Origin of the sequence: uncultured Thiohalocapsa sp. (assembly GCF_913063425.1) — a bacterium.
In the GTDB taxonomy this organism is placed as follows: Bacteria; Pseudomonadota; Gammaproteobacteria; order Chromatiales; family Chromatiaceae; genus Thiohalocapsa.
Genome location: NZ_CAJXYK010000075.1, coordinates 1 through 18,804, shown reverse-complemented (window position 1 = coordinate 18,804; position 18,804 = coordinate 1). Strand labels below are relative to the sequence as shown.

Genomic DNA, 18,804 nt, shown 5'->3' with positions numbered 1-18,804 from the left:
GGCCGGAGGCCGCTCCCACAGCGGCGATTGCAGGTGGGAGCGGCATCCTTGCCGCGACAGGCCGCGGCCAGCGCGCTGGAAGTCGTCGCGGCCGGAGGCCGCTCCCACAGCGGCAATTGCATGTGGGAGCGGCATCCCTGCCGCGACAGGCCGCGGCCAGCGCGCTGGAAGTCGTCGCGGCCGGAGGCCGCTCCCACAGGCGCACCACGCTTTTCAAACTTCAAACTTCAAACTTCCCCACCATGCTCACCCAAACCCTCGACCAAGCCTTCACGGACATCGGCGACGCCCTCGCCGAGACCCAGGGCGAGCCCGCGGTGGGCGATGTCGGCACCCTGCTGGAGCTGGGCGGCGGCATCGCCCGCATCGGCGGGCTGCCCCGGCTGGGTGCCGAGTCGCTGGTGGAGCTGCCGGACGGGGTGCTCGGGCTGGCGGTGAACCTGGACGAGGCGGACCTGGGCGTCGTGCTGCTTGGCCACAGCGCGCATCTGCGCCCCGGCATGCGCGTGCGCGCCACCGGCCGCGAGGCGGATACCCCCGTGGGCGAGGCGCTGCTCGGGCGGGTCATCGACGCCACCGGCCGCCCGCTCGACGGGGGTGCCGTGCCCAAGACCCGCGAGCGCCGCCCCATCGAGCGCCCGGCGCCCGCCATCATGGACCGCGCGCCGGTGAGCGTGCCGCTGATGACCGGCATCAAGGCGGTGGACGCCATGATCCCCATCGGCCGCGGCCAGCGCGAGCTCATCGTCGGCGACCGCCAGACCGGCAAGTCGCAGGTGGCGCTGGACACCATCATCAACCAGCGCCGCGAGACCGCGGACGGCAACGGCGCCCGGGATGTCATCTGCATCTACTGCGCCATCGGCCAGCGCGGCACCGCGGTGGCGCGGGCCGTCGAGAGCCTGCGGCGCGAGCAGGCCATGGCGCACAGCATCGTCGTCACCGCCTCCGGCGAGGACCCGCCGGGGCTGCAGTTCGTCACGCCCTATGCGGCGACGGCCATGGGGGAGTACTTCATGGACCAGGGCCGCGACGTGCTCATCGTCTACGACGACCTGACCCGCCATGCCCGCGCCTACCGCGAGCTCTCGCTGTTGCTGCGCCGCCCGCCGGGCCGCGAAGCCTTCCCGGGTGACATCTTCTACATCCACTCGCGCCTGCTGGAGCGCGCCACGCATCTGATCGAGGAGCGCGGCGGCGGCTCGCTGACGGCGCTGCCCGTGGTCGAGACCCAGGCCCAGGACATCAGCGCCTACATCCCGACCAATCTCATCTCCATCACCGACGGCCAGATCTATCTGTCGCCGACGCTGTTCCGCAAGGGCATGCTGCCGGCCATCGACATCGGCCGCTCGGTGTCGCGCGTCGGCGGCAAGACCCAGTATCCGAGCTTTCGCCGCGTCTCGGGCGACCTCAAGCTCGCCTATACCCAGTTTGAGGAGCTGGAGACCTTTGCCCGTTTCGCCACCCGGCTCGACGAGCGCACCAAGCGCCGCATCGAGCACGGCCGCCGGGTGCGGCGGATTTTGCGCCAGGACGCCGCGAGCCCCCTCGCCGCCTGGCAGCAGATCGCCGTGCTGCTGGCCACCCAGGAAGGCCTGCTGGATGACATCCCCCTGGACGCCGTCGCCGCTGCCGAGCAACGCATCCGCGAGCGCGTGCAGGCCGAGCACGCCGACCTCTGCGAGCGCATCGACACCGGCCGCGAGCTGGACGACGACGCCTGGGAGGCGCTGACGGAGACGGCCCGGGCCGCCATCGCGGACCTGCCCGAGGCGGACTGACGGCGAAGCACCCCGACGGCGACCGTCCCCAAGGGGATCATTATGGCCAGCATCGAATCGCTGAAGCAGCGCATGGAGAACCTGGACGATCTGCGGCAGATCGTCCGCACCATGAAGGCGCTGTCCGCCGTCAGCATCCGCCAGTACGAGCAGGCCGCCGCGGCGCTGGCCGAGTACGAGGGCAGCGTCGAGCTCGGGCTGCGGGCGGTGCTGCGGGAGACGCCGACGGCCGCCGCGCCGCGCAGCGCCGACGGCGGTGCAGGGGATGGGCCGGGCGACAGGTTGGGCGACGAGTTGCGCGATGGGTCGGGCGACAGGTCCGGCGGGAGCGCCGCGCTCATCGTCCTCGGCACCGATCATGGCCTGTGCGGGCGCTTCAACGAGGTCATCATCGAGCATGTTCAGGAGCAGGTCACGGATGCCGGCGCGGTGCGCCACTGGCTCGCCGTCGGCGAGCGTATCGCACCGGGCCTCGAGTCCGTCGCCGGCGACGGCACGGAAATCTTCCCGACCCCCAGCTCCGCGGCGGGCATCACCGCCATCGTGCAGCGGCTGCTGCTGCGCGTGGACGCCTGGCAGTCCGAGGGCGTCGAGCGCGTCCAGCTCTACCACAACCGCCCCACGGGCCGCTGGGGCTACGAGCCGCAGGGCCAGCGCCTGTTCCCGCTGGACCCGGCCCGCTTCCGTGAGCGCGCGCAGGCACCCTGGCCGTCGCGCCGGCTGCCGCTCTTCACCCTGCCCCGCGGCCGGCTCCTCGGGCACCTGCTGCGCCAGCACTATTTCAGCGTGCTCTTTCGCGCCTGCGCCGAGTCCCTCGCCGCCGAGCACGGCAGCCGCCTCAAAGCCATGCAGGCCGCGGAGAAGAACCTGGACGAGCGCCTGGAGGACATCACCGGCCGCTACCGCCGCGAGCGCCAGGCCGCCATCACCAGCGAGCTGCTGGACGTGGTAGCAGGGTTCGAGGCGGCGTCTTGACGCCGCAGCGGTCCGAGCCTGTTGGTCATCGTTGCACGGGCACCCCTGCGCTTTCGGGCCTTTGCGAGCGCACGCCCCCAGCTCGCGGAAGCCGTTAACCGAGAAAGAGCAGGTCACCAACCTGCGCTCCCTGGATGAGATCGTGCGCTTGGTGCGCGAGCTGCGCGATGCGGGCACCGCAGTGCTGCTCATCAGCCACCGCGAAGAGATGGGGCCGCGTTGCCGATCAGGCGTCGCAGATGTGCGGCGGCCGGATCATCGTCTCGGGCAGTCCGGGGCACGTGGCCGCCCAGTACCGCGAGCACCATTGCGATCGCCGTCGATGTGCTCGTCAAGAACCAGGCCCGGGGCGAATCCGTGCCGGTGGTGCGCGTCGGTGACCCAAAGGCCCAGGTTACCCACGAGGCGGCCATCGGCACAGTCGACCAGACTCAGCTGGAGACCCTGATGGCCCATGGCCTTACGCCGGACCAGGCCATCGAGCTGGTCATCAGCGGCATGCTACGCCCGGCGGCGACGGAGCCGGCCTGAGGCACGGCTTTCGCTCCAGTTGCCATGGCCTATCGAAGCACCCGTGGGAGCGGCATCCCTGCCGCGAGGTGCACTTGCAATTGCTCTGGAAGCCTTCGCGGCCGGCGGCCGCTCCCACAATGCCGCGCGGCGCAATGACCGGCTTTACTCGGCGACTTACGCTACCGCGTCCAGAAACAGCCATCGGTCTCAGCCCGCCCCGCGGCCCCGTTGCAGAAAGATCCTCAGCAGCGCCGGCTGGGCGGCGCTCAGCGCGCGGCGTTGGTCTAGGTCGTCCGGCGCTCTGACGAGTGCCTGCGCCGCGCGATAGGCCGCAGCCCGATCCCCGTCCGCTACATCCGTGTCGGCGGGTGCGTCCGCTGCCAGGGCCGGGTCCACGAGCAGACACCAGGCCGGGAAGTCCTCGGTCGCGAGCGCCGGGGCCGGGGTCGCATCGGCGGCGAGGTCCAGATCGCAGAAGGCGCTCCAATGCGCCGCGAGTCGGCTGTCCGGACAGTCGCCGGCGGCGAGGATGCGCTCGGCCGACTGCGGCTGGGACCAGCAGGCTGCGAGCAGAGCACCGCGGGCTGCGCGGGTGTCACCGCTGCGCCGGCAGGCGCGGGCGTAGGGCGCCAGCAGACCGGGCTCGTCCCGCCAGCCGGCCTCGGCCTCGACCGCAGCCCGCGCCTGCTGCCAGCGCCCGAGCTGCGCCAGGGCGAAGCTGGCGTGCAGCCGGGGCTCGGCCGGATCGAACGCCAGGCCGTCCGCGGCGCGCGCCAGCGCATCCCAGAGCAGCGCGAGGCAGTCCTGCGCCCGGGGGCCGAGCAGCGAGGCGGCGGTAGGAGTCATGGCGTCGATGTCCCGCAGCAGCACCGCCGCTTCCGCCCGGCAGGGCTCTGCGCCGGCGGCCTGGGATGCCCGGTCCAATCGGTCGATCAGGCGCCACCAATCACCGATCCGCGCATGCTCCGGATCATGACGCCGGAGCTTGTCGACGGCCTCCCGGGCGGCGGCGAAGCGCCGCGCCAGCACTTCCTCACGCAACGTCTCCTCCAGCATGACGCTGGCGCTGTCAGAGAAGAGATCCAGCTGCCGGGGCGCCGGCGGCGGCGCGTCAGGGTCGAGGTGGTCGGAATCGCTCGCCATGGCTGCCTCAGGATCGGCGCCCGGTTTCAATACCAGTTCGGTGTCATGGGTTTACTCGACAGCACACAGGGCCCTTCGTTGCGTCCAACGGAGTAGGGCGTCGCGCAGTTGGGCGAGCGCTGCACCATCGCGTGCGGATCGTGACGCACTCGCCTAGCCGCTGCGCTCCACCCTCGTTCCCGGGATCTGCCCGGGAATGCGGCCGCGAGGCTCTGCCTCGCACAGGTGCTCTCGGGAGGCGGAGCCCCAAAACCGGATTCCCTCGCGGAGCCTGGGAGCCAGGTTGCGCGGCGCGGGGCTCCGCCTGGGCGAAAACCCCCGCCCGCGGGTGGATTACAACCATCCCCTCCACACCTTCCCCGTTCAGCGGCGACGACGCAGCGCAGGCCCCTCGAGGCGACGGCGCGGACGGGTGCGCGATGCCGCGCTCGCGATCCTGTGCCGGCGGCAGCCTTGGCATGCTCTCTGCTGCGTTGATTGGCTGGAACCCCGCCACACAACCAGCGAGGAGCGCATGCCAAGGGAGCAGATCGACCTGCACTGCCGGGTCACACACCTGAGCGTCCTCGATGAGGACGGCAATTTCGACGCGGCGCCGCCACCGGCGGCATCGCACCCCTAACCGCCCATCGAACCGACACATGAGAATCCTCGTCGCCGAAGACAATCACATCCTCGCCACCATCCTCGCCGATCATCTCGCCGCCGCCGGCCATGAGGCCGTGCCTGCCTATGAGGGGCGGCTCGCCAGCATCTTTTGCAGGAATCGGGACTTCGACGCCATCGTCATCGATTTTTTGATGCCCGACATCTATGGCATCGACGTGCTGGAGGACCTCCACGCCCGGGGTCGGATGCCCCGCCCCATCATCATCACGGGCTTTCCGGAGCTGCTGGACGAGGTATCACCGCGCCTGGCCGCGATCGGCGCGGACACGGTGATCCTGAAGCCCTTCATCTTCGCGCAAGTGGATGCGGCCTTGGCGCGCATCGCCGAGCCCGATACCGCTTGACTGCCCCTTCTTGACTGCCCCTTCCGCGTCAGCGCCAAGCGCATTGCAGCTGGTTGAGCCCGGTGGCTGCGGCAGCGCGCTCGTCGTGATCCTGCCGCTCGCGAATGCCTCTGCCGGTGATACGGCCGGGCCGGGCAGGCCGACGACGGATGCCCGCGCCGCAGCCGATTCGCCGGCGGCGCTGCCGCCCGGGCCCGGCGAAGGCAGGCAGCGCCACATCCTGCGCATGGCCCGAAGAATGCCCCCAGCGACAACGCAATCACCGAGCGCCGCTTAAGCGCCCGCACCGACCGGCTCGCCCATGGCGCCGCCGGGCGGTGCGGCTTGTGGACGCCGGGGTTATCGCCCGCCCTCGGCGGAGGCGACCTCGCGCTCGGCGTCGAGCCAGTCGTCCATCTCATGACCCGGCGCGAAGCCACGCTGCTCGGCCTTCTGGTAGGCCAGGCGCTCGATGGCATCCTGCCGCGAATCGCCGGAGGCCGGCGGGCTCTCGCCGGCGCTTGCCTCGGCCGCCTCGGTGGTGGTCTGCGGGGTCGCCTCGGCCTGCGGTTTTTGCTCGGGGGTGCCTTTGCTCTTGGCCACGTCTTGCCTCCGTCTCGACTCGTCGAATTGAGATTTGCACCGGTGGCCGCTTTGCGCGTTGCTTACAGAGCAGCCGTCGGCAGGAGGGATTCCTCGGCATCTGCATCACCGCGGAACCCATCGGTGATCAACGCAAGAGATGCACCAGTGCGGGAAGCCCCCAGCTCGCGCCAGCCGGCGCGCGAGGCCGTCGGATCGGCGCCTGCCCCGGGGCGCTATCGCGCCCGAGCGGTGATCGCTTATCCCTGACGACCGTCCAGCCGTCGGACGGGTCTTGCATTCCGCAATTGTGCTTCTGCGAAACGGATCACAGCATTGTTGTTCTCTGTGTGTGTTCTCCCCATTCGCTGGGGCAAAAGACCCGCCATGAGCGCTGACAAGCGCAATGCTGTGCCAGCGCGGCGAAGGCGGTGAAACCTGGCCCCGCGCGATCCATCGATCAGATCAACACTCCCTTGCTGAGGTCGATACCCTGACGCCGCTGGAAGCCGGCGGCCCCCGGGAGCCGCCCCGTTTGCGAGCCGACTGACGCGGGGCGGTCCTCAGGAATACTCCCGTGCTGGTACAGACCTTGCTCGACTGCACCACAGGGCTGCGCGGTGCGCCGGCTCCAGGTCACGCCCCCCGGGTCGGATGCCATGCGCACCACGGAGCCCACCAAACACGCACGCCACCGGCCGCCGTCAGCATGGGAGCTCCGCCGTGACAGCCACGCGGTTCCTGCCCCGGGAACGCCTCCAGACACTGTTCGAGCGCATCGGCGATCTCGGTTATCGCTGCATGGGCCCGCAGGTGCGCGACGGCGCCATCGTCTACGACGACCTGAGCGACGCCGCGGCTCTGCCGGTGGGCATCGGCGCCCACCAGGCACCGGGGCGGTATCGGCTGGAGCACTATGCCCATGCCCGCTGCTTCGCCTGGGCCAACGGCCCGCAGGCGCTGAAGCCCCTGCTGTTCGCGCCCGAGGAGACGCTGTGGCGGGTGACTCGGGACGCCGCCGGCAGGCTCGCCTTCGCGGCCGCGGCGCCGCCGTCGCAGCGCCGCGCCGTCATCGGCGTGCGCGCCTGCGACCTGGCAGCACTCGCGCTCCAGGACGCCCATTTCGCCGGCGACCACGCCGACCCCGGCTACGTCAGCCGCCGCCGCGACCTGCTGCTGGTGGGGGTGGACTGCGGGCACCCCGCGGACACCTGCTTCTGCGCCTCCACCGGCGACGGCCCGGCGGTCAGCAACGGCGCCGACCTGGCGCTGACGGAGCTGGATGCGGGCTTCCTGGTGCGCGCCGGCAGCGCGGCCGGCCGCGCACTCTGCGACGCCCTGCCGCTGCGCGCGCCGAGCGACGCGGAGCTGCACCTGGGCGCGGCCGAGATCGAGCACGCCCGCCAGAGCCAGCGCCGCAGTCTGCCGGCGCGCAACCTGCGCGATGCGCTGTTCGCGAACCTGGATCACCCCCAGTGGGACGACGTCGCCGCCCGCTGCCTCGCCTGCGGCAACTGTGTCGCCGTCTGCCCCACCTGCTTCTGCTCCACCGAGCGCGAGCAGCCGGCCATCGACGGCCGCGAGGCCGCGCGCGTGCGCCTGTGGGACAGCTGCTTCTCCGCCGAGCACAGTTATGTGCACGGGCGGCTGCTGCGGCCGGACACCCGCACGCGCTACCGCCAATGGCTCACCCACAAGCTCGGCGGCTGGCACGACCAGTACGGGCGCTCCGGCTGCGTCGGCTGCGGGCGCTGCATCGCCTGGTGCCCGACGGGCATCGACATCACCCGGGAGGCCACGGCCATCTGCACCGCCGATCAGCCGGAGGGCGAGGCATGAGCACAGCCCCAGCCCCGGACCCGGCGGTCATGGGCCCGCCACAGGAGGCGGAGGTCGTCTCCCGCGACGACGAGGCCCGGGGCCTGTGCACCCTGCACCTGCGCCTGACGGACCCCGCCGCCCGCGCCGCGTTCCGGTTCCAGCCGGGTCAGTTCAACATGCTCTATCTGCCCGCCGTCGGCGGCGTGCCCATTTCCATTGCCTCGGACCCGGCGGAGCCGGAGCACCTGGCCCATACCATCCGCGCCGTGGGCCGCGTCACCCGGGTGCTGGCGACGCTCGGGGCCGGCGACCGCGTCGGCCTGCGCGGCCCCTATGGCCGGGGCTGGCCCCTGCAGGCGGCCGAGGGCCAGGCTGAGCTTCGGGACCTGATCGTCCTCACCGGGGGACTCGGCTGCGCGCCGGTGGTGGCGGCCATCGGCTACGTCACCGCCCGCCGCGAGCGCTTCGGCCGGCTGGTGATCCTGCAGGGTGTCAAGCACGCGGCTGACCTGATCTGGCGCGAGCGCTACGACGCCTGGGCCGAGCTGCCGGACACCGAGGTGCGGCTCGCCGCCGACGAGCCGGACCGCCACTGGCAGGACCATGTCGGCCTGGTGACGGACCTGCTGGACGAGGTGCGCTTTCGCCCGCAGGCGAGCGTCGCCCTGGTCTGCGGGCCCGAGCCCATGATGCTCGCCGGTGCCAAGCGGCTGGTCGAGCTGGGCGTCCCGGCAGAGCACATCTGGCTCAGCCTGGAGCGCGGCTTCCAGTGCGGCGTCGGTCACTGCGGACACTGCCAGCTCGGGCCCTGGCTCGTCTGCCGCGACGGCCCCGTCTTCCGCTGGTCGGAGATCGGCTGGCTGCTGGGCACCAAGGGCTTCTGACCCCATTGGCGCAGGATTGGCGCAGGCACACATGACCACCCCGCCGAAAGCCCCGCTGCCGCCGGCCGATGGCCGCCGCCGACCCCGGCTCGCCGTACACAAGCTCTCCTCCTGCGACGGCTGTCAGCTGGCGCTGCTGAACGCCGGCGAATCCCTGCTGGCGCTGGCCGAGCGCTGCGACATCGTGCATTTCGCCGAGGCGGGCATCCTCGACCTGGACGCCGAGGCGGACATCGCCCTGGTGGAGGGCAGCGTCTCGACGCCCGAAGAGCGAGAGCGCATCCAGGCCATCCGCAGCCGCAGCCGTTGGGTGGTGCCCATGGGCGCCTGTGCCACCGCCGGCGGCCCGCAGGCGCTGCGTAACCTGGCCGACGCGGAGGTCTGGATCGGCTCCGTCTACCCCGAGCCGCAGCACATCCAGGCCCTGCCCACCGCCGATGCGGTGGCGGCGCACGTGGACGTGGAGCTGTCCCTGCCGGGCTGCCCGGTGAGCACGCAGCAGGTGCTCGACGCTCTCGCCACCCTGTTGGCGGGGGCGAGTCCCTTCGCCGAGCAGGACAAGGTCTGCATGGAATGCAAGCGCCGCGGGCAGGTGTGCGTGCTGGTGACCCGGGACGCGCCCTGCCTCGGTCCGGTCACCGTCACCGGCTGCGGGGCGCTGTGTCCCGGCCTGGGGCGCGCCTGCTACGGCTGCTACGGCCCGGCGGAGAACCCGGAAGTGCCGACGCTGGCGCAGCGCTTCGCGGACCTGGGGCTTGCCCCCGACGCCGTGGCCCGGCGCTTCATGTTCCAGCAAAGCGGCGCCGAGCCCTTCCAGCAGGCGGCACAGGACTGGCGCCGACGGGCGCCGGACGGGGCGCCCGGCAATGCGGGCAGCGCGGAGCAGGGCCATGACTGAGCAGACCACGCGCCGCATCGAGGTGCCGGTGCTCGCCCGCGTCGAGGGCGAAGGCGGGCTGGACGTGACCATCCGCGACGGCCGTATCGAGCACCTGGCGCTGCGCATCTTCGAGCCGCCGCGGCTGTTCGAGCAGTTTCTGGTGGGCCATGCCTACGCCGAGATCCCGGAGCTGGTGGCGCGCATCTGCGGCATCTGTCCAGTGGCCTACCAGATGAGCGGCGTCGGCGCCGTGGAGCGGCTGTTCGACCTGGACCCGGCCCCGGACTCGGACAGGGCGCCGGCGCCCTGGGTGCGGCGCATGCGCCGGCTGTTCTATTGCGGCGAATGGATCCAGAGCCACGCCCTGCACATCCACCTGCTGGCGGCGCCGGACTTCCTCGGCTTCGACAGCGCCATGGCCATGGCCGGCAGCTACGGCGCCGAGCTGCGCCGCGGCCTGGCGCTGCAGGCCTTCGGCAACCGCATCATCGAGCTCTTCGGCGCCCGCTCGGTGCACGCTGTGGGTGCCCGGGTCGGCGGCTTCTGGCGGGCGCCGTCGGCGCAGGATGTGGCCGCCGTCGCCGCCGAGGCCGAGCGCGCACTGCCGGCGGCGGAGGCGCTGCTGCGCTGGACCGCCGCCCTGCCCCTTCCCCGGCAGCCGCAGCAGTTCAACTGTGTGTCGCTGCGCCATCCGACGGAGTACCCGATGATGGCCGAGCGCATCGTCGCCGGGTCCGGCCTGGATATCTCGGTGGACGACTTCGAGGCCCACTTCACCGAGCACCAGGTGCCCCACTCCACGGCGCTGCAAGGGCTGCTGGCAGGCGAGCCCTACCTGGTGGGGCCGCTGGCCCGGGTCAACCTGAACCACGACCGCTTACATCCGCGGGTGCAGGACCTGCTGACGGAGATCGGCTTGGAATTCCCGAGCCACGACATGGCGCAGAGCGTCATCGCGCGCGCAGTGGAAATTTTGCAGGCGATGCTGGAGGCGGCGGAGATCCTGGCCGACTACAGCCCAGAAACCCCGGCTCACGCCGAGGCGGCGCCCCGCGCCGGCGTCGCCCGCGGCGCCAGCGAGGCCCCGCGGGGGCTGTTGTGGCACCGCTACGACCTGGACGCGGACGGCATCATCCAGCACGCCCGCATCGTGCCCCCCACCAGCCAGAACCAGGCCCGCATCGAAGCGGACCTCGCCCACACCCTCACCGCCATCGGCCTGGATGCGGACGCCGAGCGCCTGCGGCAGGCGGGTGAGCAAGTCATCCGCAACTACGACCCCTGTATCTCATGCGCCACCCACTTTTTGCGTTTGACCCTGCACCGGTAACCATCGTCGGCCTCGGCTCGCCCTGGGGCGACGACCGGGTGGGCTGGTGCGTGGCCGATGCCCTGGCGGAGTGCCTCGGCCCCGCCCAGGCCCGCATCCTGAAGCTGGACCGCCCCGGCACCGGCCTGTTGGAGCGAATCGCCGGGCGTCACCGCGTCCTGCTGGTGGACGCCGCCGCCACCGGCGCCGCCCCGGGCACGCTGCACGCCGTCCCGGTGGCCGAGCTGGCTACCCGGGAGACGGGCACATCGAGCCATGGGCTGGGTCTGGCCGAGGCGCTGGCCCTCGGCCGCAGTCTGGGCACGCTGCCGCCGGAGCTCGACCTGTACGTCGTCAGCATCGACCCCGCGCATACGCAGCAGAGCGGCTGTGACCTGACACCGGCGGTGGCCGCTGCCGTGGGCCCGCTCACCAATGCGATTTGTCGTCGGCTCGCCGCCGGCGAGGGCTACGCCGGCAAAGCCGCCGGCACGCTGGACTACGCTGAGCTTGGGGTGACCCAGCCATGATCTGGCTGCGCCCGGCCGACGAGCTTGTCCATAACGGCCGGCGCCTAAGCGGGCTCTTCCTCTAAGTGCAATACACCACCCTGCTCGACAAGGGCGGGGCCGGATTCAGCCTCCTCAAAAGGAGCCCATTGGAGGATCCCATGGACCGCAACATCTTCGTGCTCGGCATCGACGAGTTCAATCTCCAGCAGCTGCGCGCCATTCGCAATGCCGACAATTACCGATTCCATTCGCTGCTGAGCTTCGGCGAGGTCAAGGCCCACGGTACCTATCCGTTCCAGTCCATCCTCGACCACGCCCGCGACCGGCTGGAGGGCTTCGCCGGGCGCATCGACGCCATCGTCGGCTACTGGGACTTTCCGGTGACATCCATCGTGCCGGTGCTGTGCCGCGAGCTGGGTCTGCCGTCACCATCGGTGGAGAGCGTCGCCTGCTGCGAGCACAAGTACTGGAGCCGCCTGGAGCAGCAGCGGCTGCTGCCGGACATGGTGCCCAGGTTCGCGTCGGTGGACCCCTTCGACGCGGACGCCGCCGGCAAGGTGGAGCTGGCGTTTCCCTTCTGGCTCAAGCCCGTGAAGGGCACGGATTCGCTGCTCGGCTTCCGCATCCATAACCGGGCCGAGCTCGACGACGCGCTGAGGCAGATCCGCGAGGGCATTGTCCACATCGCCGAGGCCTTCGACACCTTCCTTGCCCATGTGCAGCTGCCCAAGGCCATGGCGGAGACCAGCGGGCGCTATTGCATCGCCGAGAAGCTCATCAAGGGGCGCCAATGCACGGTGTCGGGCTATGTCTATCGGGGCAAGGCCCGGGTCTACGGCATCATCGACTCCATCAATTATCCCAACGGGATGTCATTCCAGCGCTATCAGTACCCCTCCCGCCTGCCCAAGGCGGTGAAGGCGCGGCTGACGGAGGCCTCGATCACCTTGATGGAGGGCATCGGCTACGATCAGGCGGCCTTTAACATCGAGTATTTCTACGACGAGGGTGCGGATGCCATTTCCCTGCTGGAGGTCAATCCGCGCATCTCCCAATCCCACGGCCACCTCTATGAGCAGGTGGACGGGCGGCCCAATCACCAGATCATGGTGGAGCTCGCCCTCGGCGAGGAGCCCTGTGTGCCGCGCCGGCAGGGGCCCTTCGGCTGCGCCGCGGAGTTCCACCTGCGCAAGTTCGAAGACGCCACCGTGGAGCAGGTGCCGAGCGACGCGGAGCTGCGGCGCATCGAGCGCGATTATCCGGGCACCTTCCTCGACATCACGGTGGAGCCCGGCATGCGACTGTCCGACATGATGGAGCAGGACAGCTACAGTTACGACATCGCCCACATCTTCACGGCAGCGCACGACCAGCACGAGCTGCTGGAAAAGTACGACCGGATCGTCGACGCCCTGCCGCTGAAGCTGGGCGATGTGCAAGCCGCCGGCTGATAGGCCGATTGTCAGGCTTCCTGCCGTCGGCGCCGACCGAGACAGGCACGCCCGAGCGCGGCGGCAAGCAGGACTTGCAAAGCCCGCGGCAGAGCGACCCCAGCACAGCGAGGAGGCATCATTGCGCACGGTCACCGAATTCCCGAACGCGGTGCGCGACATCGAGCATACCTGGATCGAAATGGCGGACGGCACCCGCCTGGCCGCCCGGATCTGGCTCCCCGAGGACGCGATGCACCATCCGGTCCCGGCGATCTTCGAGTACATCCCCTACCGCAAGCGCGACTCCATCCGGCTGCGCGATGAGACGATGCACCCCTACTTCGCCGGCCACGGCTATGCGGCCGTGCGCGTGGACCTGCGCGGCAGCGGCGACTCCGAGGGGGTGCTGCGGGACGAGTACCTTGAGCAGGAGCTCGACGACGGCGTCGAGGTGATCCGGTGGCTCGCAGCACAGGACTGGTGCGACGGCAGCGTCGGCATGATCGGCATCTCCTGGGGCGGCTTCAACGGCCTGCAGATCGCGGCCATGCAGCCCGAGGCGCTGAAGGCCGTCATCAGCGTCGCCTCCAGCGACGACCGCTATGCCGACGATGTCCACCACATGCGCGGCTGCCTGCTCGGAGATAACCTGTCCTGGGCCTCCACCATGTTCGCGTACAACAGCCTGCCGCCGGACCCCGCCACCGTCGGCACCCGGTGGCGGGACATGTGGCTGCAGCGGCTGGAGTACAGCGGGCTGTGGCTCGATGAATGGCTGCGTCACCAGCACCGCGACGCCTACTGGCGCCACGGCTCCATCTGCGAGGATTACGGCGCCGTGCGCTGCCCGGTGATGCTGGTCAGCGGCTGGGCGGACGGCTACAGCAACGCCGTCTTCCGGATGCTCGCGAACCTCCAGGTGCCGCGCCTCGGGCTGGTGGGCCCTTGGTCCCACAAGTACCCCCACATCGGCATACCCGGCCCCGCCATCGGCTTCCTGCAGGAGGCGGTGCGCTGGTGGGACCATTGGCTCAAGGGCATCGACAACGATGTCATGGCCGCCCCCATGCTGCGCGCCTGGCTCCAGGACAGCGTGCCGCCGACGACCCGCTATCGGGAGCGCCCGGGACGCTGGGTCGGCGAGCACAGCTGGCCGTCACCGCGCCTGACACCCCTGACGCTGCGACTCGCACCGCATCGCCTGCTGCCCGCGGACGCCGAGGTCGGGGACGCCTCGCAGTATCTGCACTCGCCGCTCGGGCTGGGTCTGTTCGCGGGCAAGTGGTGCTCCTATGCCGCGGCGCCGGACCTGCCCCATGATCAGCGCCAGGAAGACGGCGGCGCGCTCACCTACGACACGGCGCCGCTGACGGAGCCGCTGGAGATCCTCGGCCGCCCGACCGTCACGCTGGAGCTCGCCGCCGACCGCCCCGTCGCCATGGTGGCGGTGCGCCTGTCCGACATCGCCCCGGACAACAAGGCGACGCGGGTGACCTTCGGGCTGCTCAATCTGACCCACCGCGAGTCCAGCAGTGCGCCCACACCCCTGGAGCCCGGCAAGCGCTACCGCGTGGAGGTGCCGCTCAACGAGATCGGCTACGCTTTCCCCCGCGGGCATCGCATCCGCATCGCCGTGTCCACCTCCTACTGGCCCATGGCCTGGCCCGCCCCGGAATCGGTCGGCCTGACCCTCTACCCCGGCAGCAGCCTGCTGAGCCTGCCGGTGCGCCCGCCGTCCGCCGACGACGCCGAGCTGCGGCCCTTCGAGCCCGCCGAGGGCGCGGCGCCCTCGGCCAGCCGCATGCTGACCCCGGGCCAACACACCTGGCGGGTGATTCGGGACCTGGAGACGGACGTGTCGACGCTGGAGGTCATCAACGACAACGGCACGCGGGAGCTCGCGGGCCCGCAGCTGACCGACAGCGTCAAGGCACTGGAGTGGTACAGCTACCGCGGGGACGAGCTCGATTCGCCCCGCGGCGAGACCCTCTGGGAGCGTGCATTGGTCCGGGGCGACTGGAGTGTGCGCACCCGCACCCGCACCGTGCTGACCTGCGACAGCGAGTGCTTCTACCTGCGCGCCGAGCTGGACGCCTGGGAGGGGGACCAGCGCGTCTACTCCCGCAACTGGGACAGCTGCATCCGCCGCGATCTGGTCTAGCCGAATCCCGCGTAGGTCGGACCGACGACAGGAGGCCCGACACTCGGGCTCAGGCGATGGTTACGGCGTCGGACAGATAGACATCCTGCACGGCGTTCAACAGCGCAATGCCGTCCTCCATCGGCTTCTGGAAGGCCTTGCGGCCGGTGATCAGGCCCATGCCGCCGGCGCGTTTGTTGATGACCGCGGTGCGGACCACCTGGTGCAGATCGTCCCGGCCGGACGGTCCGCCGGAGTTGATCATGCCCACGCGGCCCAGGTAGCAGTTGGCGACCTGGTAGCGGACCCGGTCGATGGGATGCTCGCCGGTGAGCACCTCGTACATGCGCGGATGGGTCTTGCCGAAGCCGATGGCCTTGAAGCCGCCGTCGATGGTGGCCTGCTTCTGCTTAACGATGTCGGCCTCGATGGTGGCCCCGAGGTGGTTGGCCTGGCCGGTCAGGTCCGCGGCCGTGTGGTAGTCGGCGTCCTCGGTTTTAAAGGCACTGTTGCGCAGATAGGCCCAGAGCACGGTGGCCATGCCGAGCTCGTGCGCGCGCTGGAAGGCCTCGCTCACCTCGCCGATCTGCCGCCGCGACTCCTCGGAGCCGAAGTACACGGTCGCGCCCACCGCGGCAGCCCCCATGTCGAACGCCTGCTCGACATCGGCGAACAGGGTCTGGTCATAGCTGTTCGGGTAGCTGAGCAGCTCGTTGTGGTTCAGCTTGACGATGAAAGGAATCCTGTGGGCATAGCGGCGGGCGATGGCGCCCAGCACGCCGAGGGTCGAGGCGACGCCGTTGCAGCCGCCTTCCATGGCCAGGCGAACGATGTTCTCCGGGTCGAAATAGAGCGGATTGGGGGCAAAGGAGGCGCCGGCGGAGTGCTCGACCCCCTGGTCCACCGGCAGGATCGACAGATAGCCGCTGCCCCCCAGGCGGCCATGCCCGAACAGCGTCTGCAGATTGCGCAGCACGCTCGGCTTGCGGTCGCCCGCGAGCGAGACCCGATCCACGAAATCCGGCCCGGGCAAGTGCAACAGCGCCTGATCGATGCCCTGGCACCGATGGCTCAACAGGGTTTCGGCCTCGTCGCCGAGGATCTCGGGAATGTCGATCATGATGGGCCTCCGATCATCGCCTTGCGTCCGCGGGCCAGCAGGGTGTCTTCCCACGGGCTCCGCGTCATCGCCACAGCTCTCAGTGTCGTCAGGCGTGCCGGCGGCGGCTTTCGCCGGCGTGCCAAGCTGAGCACAGCAAATCACACGCCAGCCTTCCGCTCTCCTCCGCGGCGCGTCGATTCGCACCGGTTCCCGGCCCTGCCTGTGCCCGGGGCAATTGCACCGCCGACCGGGCCAAATGACCCGCCTTCGGGGCCCCGGCCGCCAGCTGCCCGCGGCCGCACCTGGAACAAAGGCTGCTTGCTCGTCTAGACCGGCCGCTTCGTGCGCTTCGACGGGACCGAGATGCCGTGGTAACCGCCCGCTGTGCCCGCGGTGATCCGCCCTTCGCTGGGCCCGGATTGTGCGCCCAAGCCGAGCCGCATCCATTTCGCGTCAACCCAATGGAGCCTTCATGGACATCACCGACGTTTGGACCGAGCTGGCCATCCCCGGTCAGCGCATCGTCTATCTGATCATGGACGGCCTGGGCGGCCTGGCGGGTGCGGACAGCGGGCACACCGCCCTCGACGCCGCCGACACGCCGAATCTCGACGCACTGGCGCGGGACTCATCCTGCGGGCTGCTGGAGATTGTCGGCCCCGGCATCACGCCCGGCAGCGGCCCGGGCCACCTGGCACTGTTCGGCTACGACCCGCTGCGCTGGCGCATCGGCCGCGGGGTGCTCTCGGCGCTGGGCATCGACTTTCCGCTGGAGCCGGGGGACCTCGCCGCCCGCGTCAACTTCGCCACCCTGGACGACGCAGGCAACATCACCGATCGCCGCGCGGGGCGCATCCCGACGGACCTGAACCGCCGGCTCTGCGACAAGGTCAAGTCCGCCGTGCAGATGGACTTCGACGGTGAGCTCTTCTTCGAGCCCGAGTCGGAGCATCGTGCCGTGCTGGTGCTGCGCGGCGAGGGCCTGAGCGACGACCTGCCGGACACCGACCCCCAGGCCACCGGCCGGCCGCCGGTGGACATGACGCCCAACAGCGATGCCGCAGAGAAGAGCGCGGCGCTGGTGGCCGGCTTCCTGGAGCAGGCCCATGCGGCGCTGGCGGACGAGTCGCCCGCGAACGGCCTGCTGCTGCGCGGCTTCCAGCGCCACGAGCCGCTGCCGGGGCTCAAGCAGCGCTTCGGCCTGCGCGGCCTCTGCCTCGCCGAGTACCCGATGTACCGCGGCCTGGCCCGTCTGCTGGGCATGGAGGTGGCACCCAAGCCCGAGGGCATCGACGGCCTATTCGGTGCCGCCGAGCAGCGCCTGGGTGACGACTTCGACTTCTTCTTTCTGCACGTCAAAGGCACCGACTCCGCGGGCGAGGATGGCGACCTGGCGCGCAAGGCCGACGTCATCGAGGCGGTGGAGCACCAGCTGCCGCGGCTGCTGGCGCTGCGCCCGGACGTGCTGGTCATCACCGGCGACCACTCCACCCCGGCGTCCATGGCCTCCCACAGCTGGCATCCGGTGCCCGTGCTGCTGCACGCCCGGCACGCCCGCCGCGGCAGCGCTGAGCGCTTCGACGAGACCGCCTGCCTGGCCGGCGCCCTGGGCCTGCGCCGCGGCGTGGACCTGATGGGCCTCGCCCTCGGAAACGCCGGGCGCCTCAAGAAATTCGGAGCCTGAGCAGACATCAACCGCCGGGCCATCGGCGCGATCCCCGGCGAGTCGCGGCTGGAGATCGTCCCCGGCGCGACCCGCCCGTTCGAAGAAGCCGGCAGGCTCGACAGCGTCGGGCTGCTGGCCAGGGATTGGTTTCTGAGCCACTTCGCCGGCACGGACGAGTCCGGCGAGCGGGGGCGCTGAGGGCCTTTCGCCGGCGCGGCTTTGCGCCCTGGAAGCCATCGCGGCCAGAGCCCGCTCCCACGGCTGCTTCGCACACCGGGGTGCTCGTTCCCGGGCTCCGCCCGGGAATGCGGCCGCGAGGCTCTGCCTCGCCAGAGGCCGCACGGGAGGCCGATCCTCCGGGCCGGGCTCCCTGGCAGAGCCAGGGAGCCAGTTGCATCAGTTGGATGCGAGCGCTACCAACCCTTATCGATCTCGATCACCCCCGGCTCGCCTGCATAATTCCGCGCGCTGGACCAGCGCCAGTGCTCGGGCAGGTCCACATAGCCGCGCTTGACCGGATTGTGGTGGATGTAGTCGAGCTTCTGGCGCATGACCATCTCGCTCTCGATGCGCTTGGGGTGGCTGCCTTCCTCCCAGAGCTGATAGGTGGCGTCCGCTTTGTGGCGACGTTTGAAGAGCGCCAGCAGATCCAGCAGCGTCTGCACCCTGGCCGCCTGCAGCAGGTCAATGATCTGCCGGGCGGTGTGCGACTTGAACCGGCGCATGAGTCCCGGCAGGCCGGGGGCACCGGCGACCAGGTGCAGGTGGTTCTCAAGGATCACATAACCGTGCAGGCGCAGGCCCTCGTGCTGCTGCAGCCAGCGCCAGGAGTCGAGCAGGATTTCCACGGTGTCCGAGCGCGTGAAGACCGGCAGCCAGTGGTTCACCGTCATGGTCATGAAGTAGGGCGCGTCGTCGCCCACAAAGCGGTAGCGGCTGCGGGGCATCGTCGGTCTCCTCCGTCCCGGGCTCCGCCCGGGAATGCGGTTAGCCTACATAGAGCAGTTCAGAGTTGCTGAACGCAGCCTAACTTGCTGAAATCCCGGCACAAGGAGGTGCCCATGAACG

Annotated in this window: 16 protein-coding genes; 12 read left to right on the top strand and 4 right to left on the bottom strand. The window is 70.4% G+C overall.

The window, feature by feature from the left end:
• Window positions 1-242 precede the first annotated feature (242 nt).
• The 3 genes from QZ607_RS24270 (at window position 243) to QZ607_RS24260 (ending at window position 3,290) form a co-directional block, all read left to right on the top strand.
• Entirely contained in the window at window positions 243-1,784 is a 1,542-nt protein-coding gene (locus QZ607_RS24270) for an alternate F1F0 ATPase, F1 subunit alpha (protein WP_295888395.1), read from the top strand.
• Between the two features lie 42 nt (window positions 1,785-1,826).
• Window positions 1,827-2,759, top strand: a complete 933-nt coding sequence (locus QZ607_RS24265; RefSeq protein WP_295888393.1) for a F0F1 ATP synthase subunit gamma — start codon at window positions 1,827-1,829, stop codon at window positions 2,757-2,759.
• A gap of 219 nt (window positions 2,760-2,978) precedes the next feature.
• Window positions 2,979-3,290, top strand: coding sequence for a SufD family Fe-S cluster assembly protein (locus QZ607_RS24260; protein WP_295888391.1), 312 nt, complete (start codon window positions 2,979-2,981; stop codon window positions 3,288-3,290).
• A gap of 189 nt (window positions 3,291-3,479) precedes the next feature.
• Here QZ607_RS24260 and QZ607_RS24255 read toward each other — a convergent pair whose 3' ends face one another.
• Window positions 3,480-4,415 (bottom strand): hypothetical protein, encoded by a 936-nt coding sequence (locus QZ607_RS24255; RefSeq protein WP_295888389.1) that lies wholly within the window; start codon window positions 4,413-4,415, stop codon window positions 3,480-3,482.
• Between the two features lie 641 nt (window positions 4,416-5,056).
• On the opposite strand from QZ607_RS24255, the gene QZ607_RS24250 reads away from it, so the two are divergent.
• Entirely contained in the window at window positions 5,057-5,428 is a 372-nt protein-coding gene (locus tag QZ607_RS24250) for a response regulator (protein WP_295888386.1), read from the top strand.
• A gap of 339 nt (window positions 5,429-5,767) precedes the next feature.
• Here the strand turns inward: QZ607_RS24250 and QZ607_RS24245 are convergent, their stop codons facing one another.
• Window positions 5,768-6,010, bottom strand: coding sequence for a DUF2934 domain-containing protein (locus QZ607_RS24245; RefSeq protein ID WP_295888385.1), 243 nt, complete (start codon window positions 6,008-6,010; stop codon window positions 5,768-5,770).
• Between the two features lie 702 nt (window positions 6,011-6,712).
• Between QZ607_RS24245 and QZ607_RS24240 the strand changes: the two genes are divergently transcribed.
• The 7 genes from QZ607_RS24240 (at window position 6,713) to QZ607_RS24210 (ending at window position 14,989) form a co-directional block, all read left to right on the top strand.
• Window positions 6,713-7,828, top strand: coding sequence for a 4Fe-4S dicluster domain-containing protein (locus tag QZ607_RS24240; protein WP_295888383.1), 1,116 nt, complete (start codon window positions 6,713-6,715; stop codon window positions 7,826-7,828).
• Window positions 7,825-8,694: an FAD/NAD(P)-binding protein gene (locus tag QZ607_RS24235; protein ID WP_295888381.1), complete on the top strand. Its 870-nt coding sequence runs from the start codon at window positions 7,825-7,827 to the stop codon at window positions 8,692-8,694. The genes QZ607_RS24240 and QZ607_RS24235 overlap by 4 nt, the downstream gene beginning before the upstream one ends.
• Before the next feature lie 31 nt (window positions 8,695-8,725).
• The gene (locus QZ607_RS24230; protein WP_295888380.1) at window positions 8,726-9,592 is read left to right on the top strand and encodes a sulfhydrogenase subunit delta; all 867 of its coding nucleotides are present in this window, start codon (window positions 8,726-8,728) and stop codon (window positions 9,590-9,592) included.
• Window positions 9,585-10,904, top strand: a complete 1,320-nt coding sequence (locus QZ607_RS24225; RefSeq protein WP_295888377.1) for a nickel-dependent hydrogenase large subunit — start codon at window positions 9,585-9,587, stop codon at window positions 10,902-10,904. Before QZ607_RS24230 ends, QZ607_RS24225 begins: the two co-directional genes overlap by 8 nt.
• Entirely contained in the window at window positions 10,865-11,413 is a 549-nt protein-coding gene (locus QZ607_RS24220) for a hydrogenase maturation protease (protein WP_295888374.1), read from the top strand. The genes QZ607_RS24225 and QZ607_RS24220 overlap by 40 nt, the downstream gene beginning before the upstream one ends.
• A 140-nt stretch (window positions 11,414-11,553) precedes the next feature.
• Window positions 11,554-12,846: an ATP-grasp domain-containing protein gene (locus QZ607_RS24215; RefSeq protein WP_295888371.1), complete on the top strand. Its 1,293-nt coding sequence runs from the start codon at window positions 11,554-11,556 to the stop codon at window positions 12,844-12,846.
• A 121-nt stretch (window positions 12,847-12,967) separates the two neighbouring features.
• Complete coding sequence (locus QZ607_RS24210) at window positions 12,968-14,989, top strand: CocE/NonD family hydrolase (RefSeq protein WP_295888368.1); 2,022 nt, start codon at window positions 12,968-12,970, stop codon at window positions 14,987-14,989.
• A gap of 49 nt (window positions 14,990-15,038) precedes the next feature.
• Here the strand turns inward: QZ607_RS24210 and QZ607_RS24205 are convergent, their stop codons facing one another.
• Window positions 15,039-16,088, bottom strand: a complete 1,050-nt coding sequence (locus QZ607_RS24205) for a class I fructose-bisphosphate aldolase (protein ID WP_295888365.1) — start codon at window positions 16,086-16,088, stop codon at window positions 15,039-15,041.
• Window positions 16,089-16,542: 454 nt separating this feature from the next.
• Here QZ607_RS24205 and QZ607_RS24200 point away from each other — a divergent pair, with 454 nt between their 5' ends.
• Window positions 16,543-17,754, top strand: a complete 1,212-nt coding sequence (locus tag QZ607_RS24200) for a 2,3-bisphosphoglycerate-independent phosphoglycerate mutase (RefSeq protein ID WP_295888360.1) — start codon at window positions 16,543-16,545, stop codon at window positions 17,752-17,754.
• Between the two features lie 395 nt (window positions 17,755-18,149).
• On the opposite strand, the gene QZ607_RS24195 is transcribed toward QZ607_RS24200, so the two are convergent.
• A complete protein-coding gene (locus QZ607_RS24195) occupies window positions 18,150-18,683 on the bottom strand; it encodes a transposase (RefSeq protein ID WP_295888358.1) in 534 nt (177 codons plus the stop codon).
• Between the last annotated feature and the right edge of the window lie 121 nt (window positions 18,684-18,804).

What these genes read in the sequence shown, in the direction of transcription:
- QZ607_RS24220 (WP_295888374.1), top strand. Translation starts at nt 10,865, where the DNA reads ATGCGCCACCCACTTTTTGCGTTTGACCCTGCACCGGTAACCATCGTC.
- QZ607_RS24225 (WP_295888377.1), top strand. Translation starts at nt 9,585, where the DNA reads ATGACTGAGCAGACCACGCGCCGCATCGAGGTGCCGGTGCTCGCCCGC.
- QZ607_RS24235 (WP_295888381.1), top strand. Translation starts at nt 7,825, where the DNA reads ATGAGCACAGCCCCAGCCCCGGACCCGGCGGTCATGGGCCCGCCACAG.
- QZ607_RS24250 (WP_295888386.1), top strand. Translation starts at nt 5,057, where the DNA reads ATGAGAATCCTCGTCGCCGAAGACAATCACATCCTCGCCACCATCCTC.
- QZ607_RS24215 (WP_295888371.1), top strand. Translation starts at nt 11,554, where the DNA reads ATGGACCGCAACATCTTCGTGCTCGGCATCGACGAGTTCAATCTCCAG.
- QZ607_RS24230 (WP_295888380.1), top strand. Translation starts at nt 8,726, where the DNA reads ATGACCACCCCGCCGAAAGCCCCGCTGCCGCCGGCCGATGGCCGCCGC.
- QZ607_RS24255 (WP_295888389.1), bottom strand. Translation starts at nt 4,415, where the DNA reads ATGGCGAGCGATTCCGACCACCTCGACCCTGACGCGCCGCCGCCGGCG.
- QZ607_RS24195 (WP_295888358.1), bottom strand. Translation starts at nt 18,683, where the DNA reads ATGCCCCGCAGCCGCTACCGCTTTGTGGGCGACGACGCGCCCTACTTC.
- QZ607_RS24270 (WP_295888395.1), top strand. Translation starts at nt 243, where the DNA reads ATGCTCACCCAAACCCTCGACCAAGCCTTCACGGACATCGGCGACGCC.
- QZ607_RS24265 (WP_295888393.1), top strand. Translation starts at nt 1,827, where the DNA reads ATGGCCAGCATCGAATCGCTGAAGCAGCGCATGGAGAACCTGGACGAT.
- QZ607_RS24200 (WP_295888360.1), top strand. Translation starts at nt 16,543, where the DNA reads ATGGACATCACCGACGTTTGGACCGAGCTGGCCATCCCCGGTCAGCGC.
- QZ607_RS24205 (WP_295888365.1), bottom strand. Translation starts at nt 16,088, where the DNA reads ATGATCGACATTCCCGAGATCCTCGGCGACGAGGCCGAAACCCTGTTG.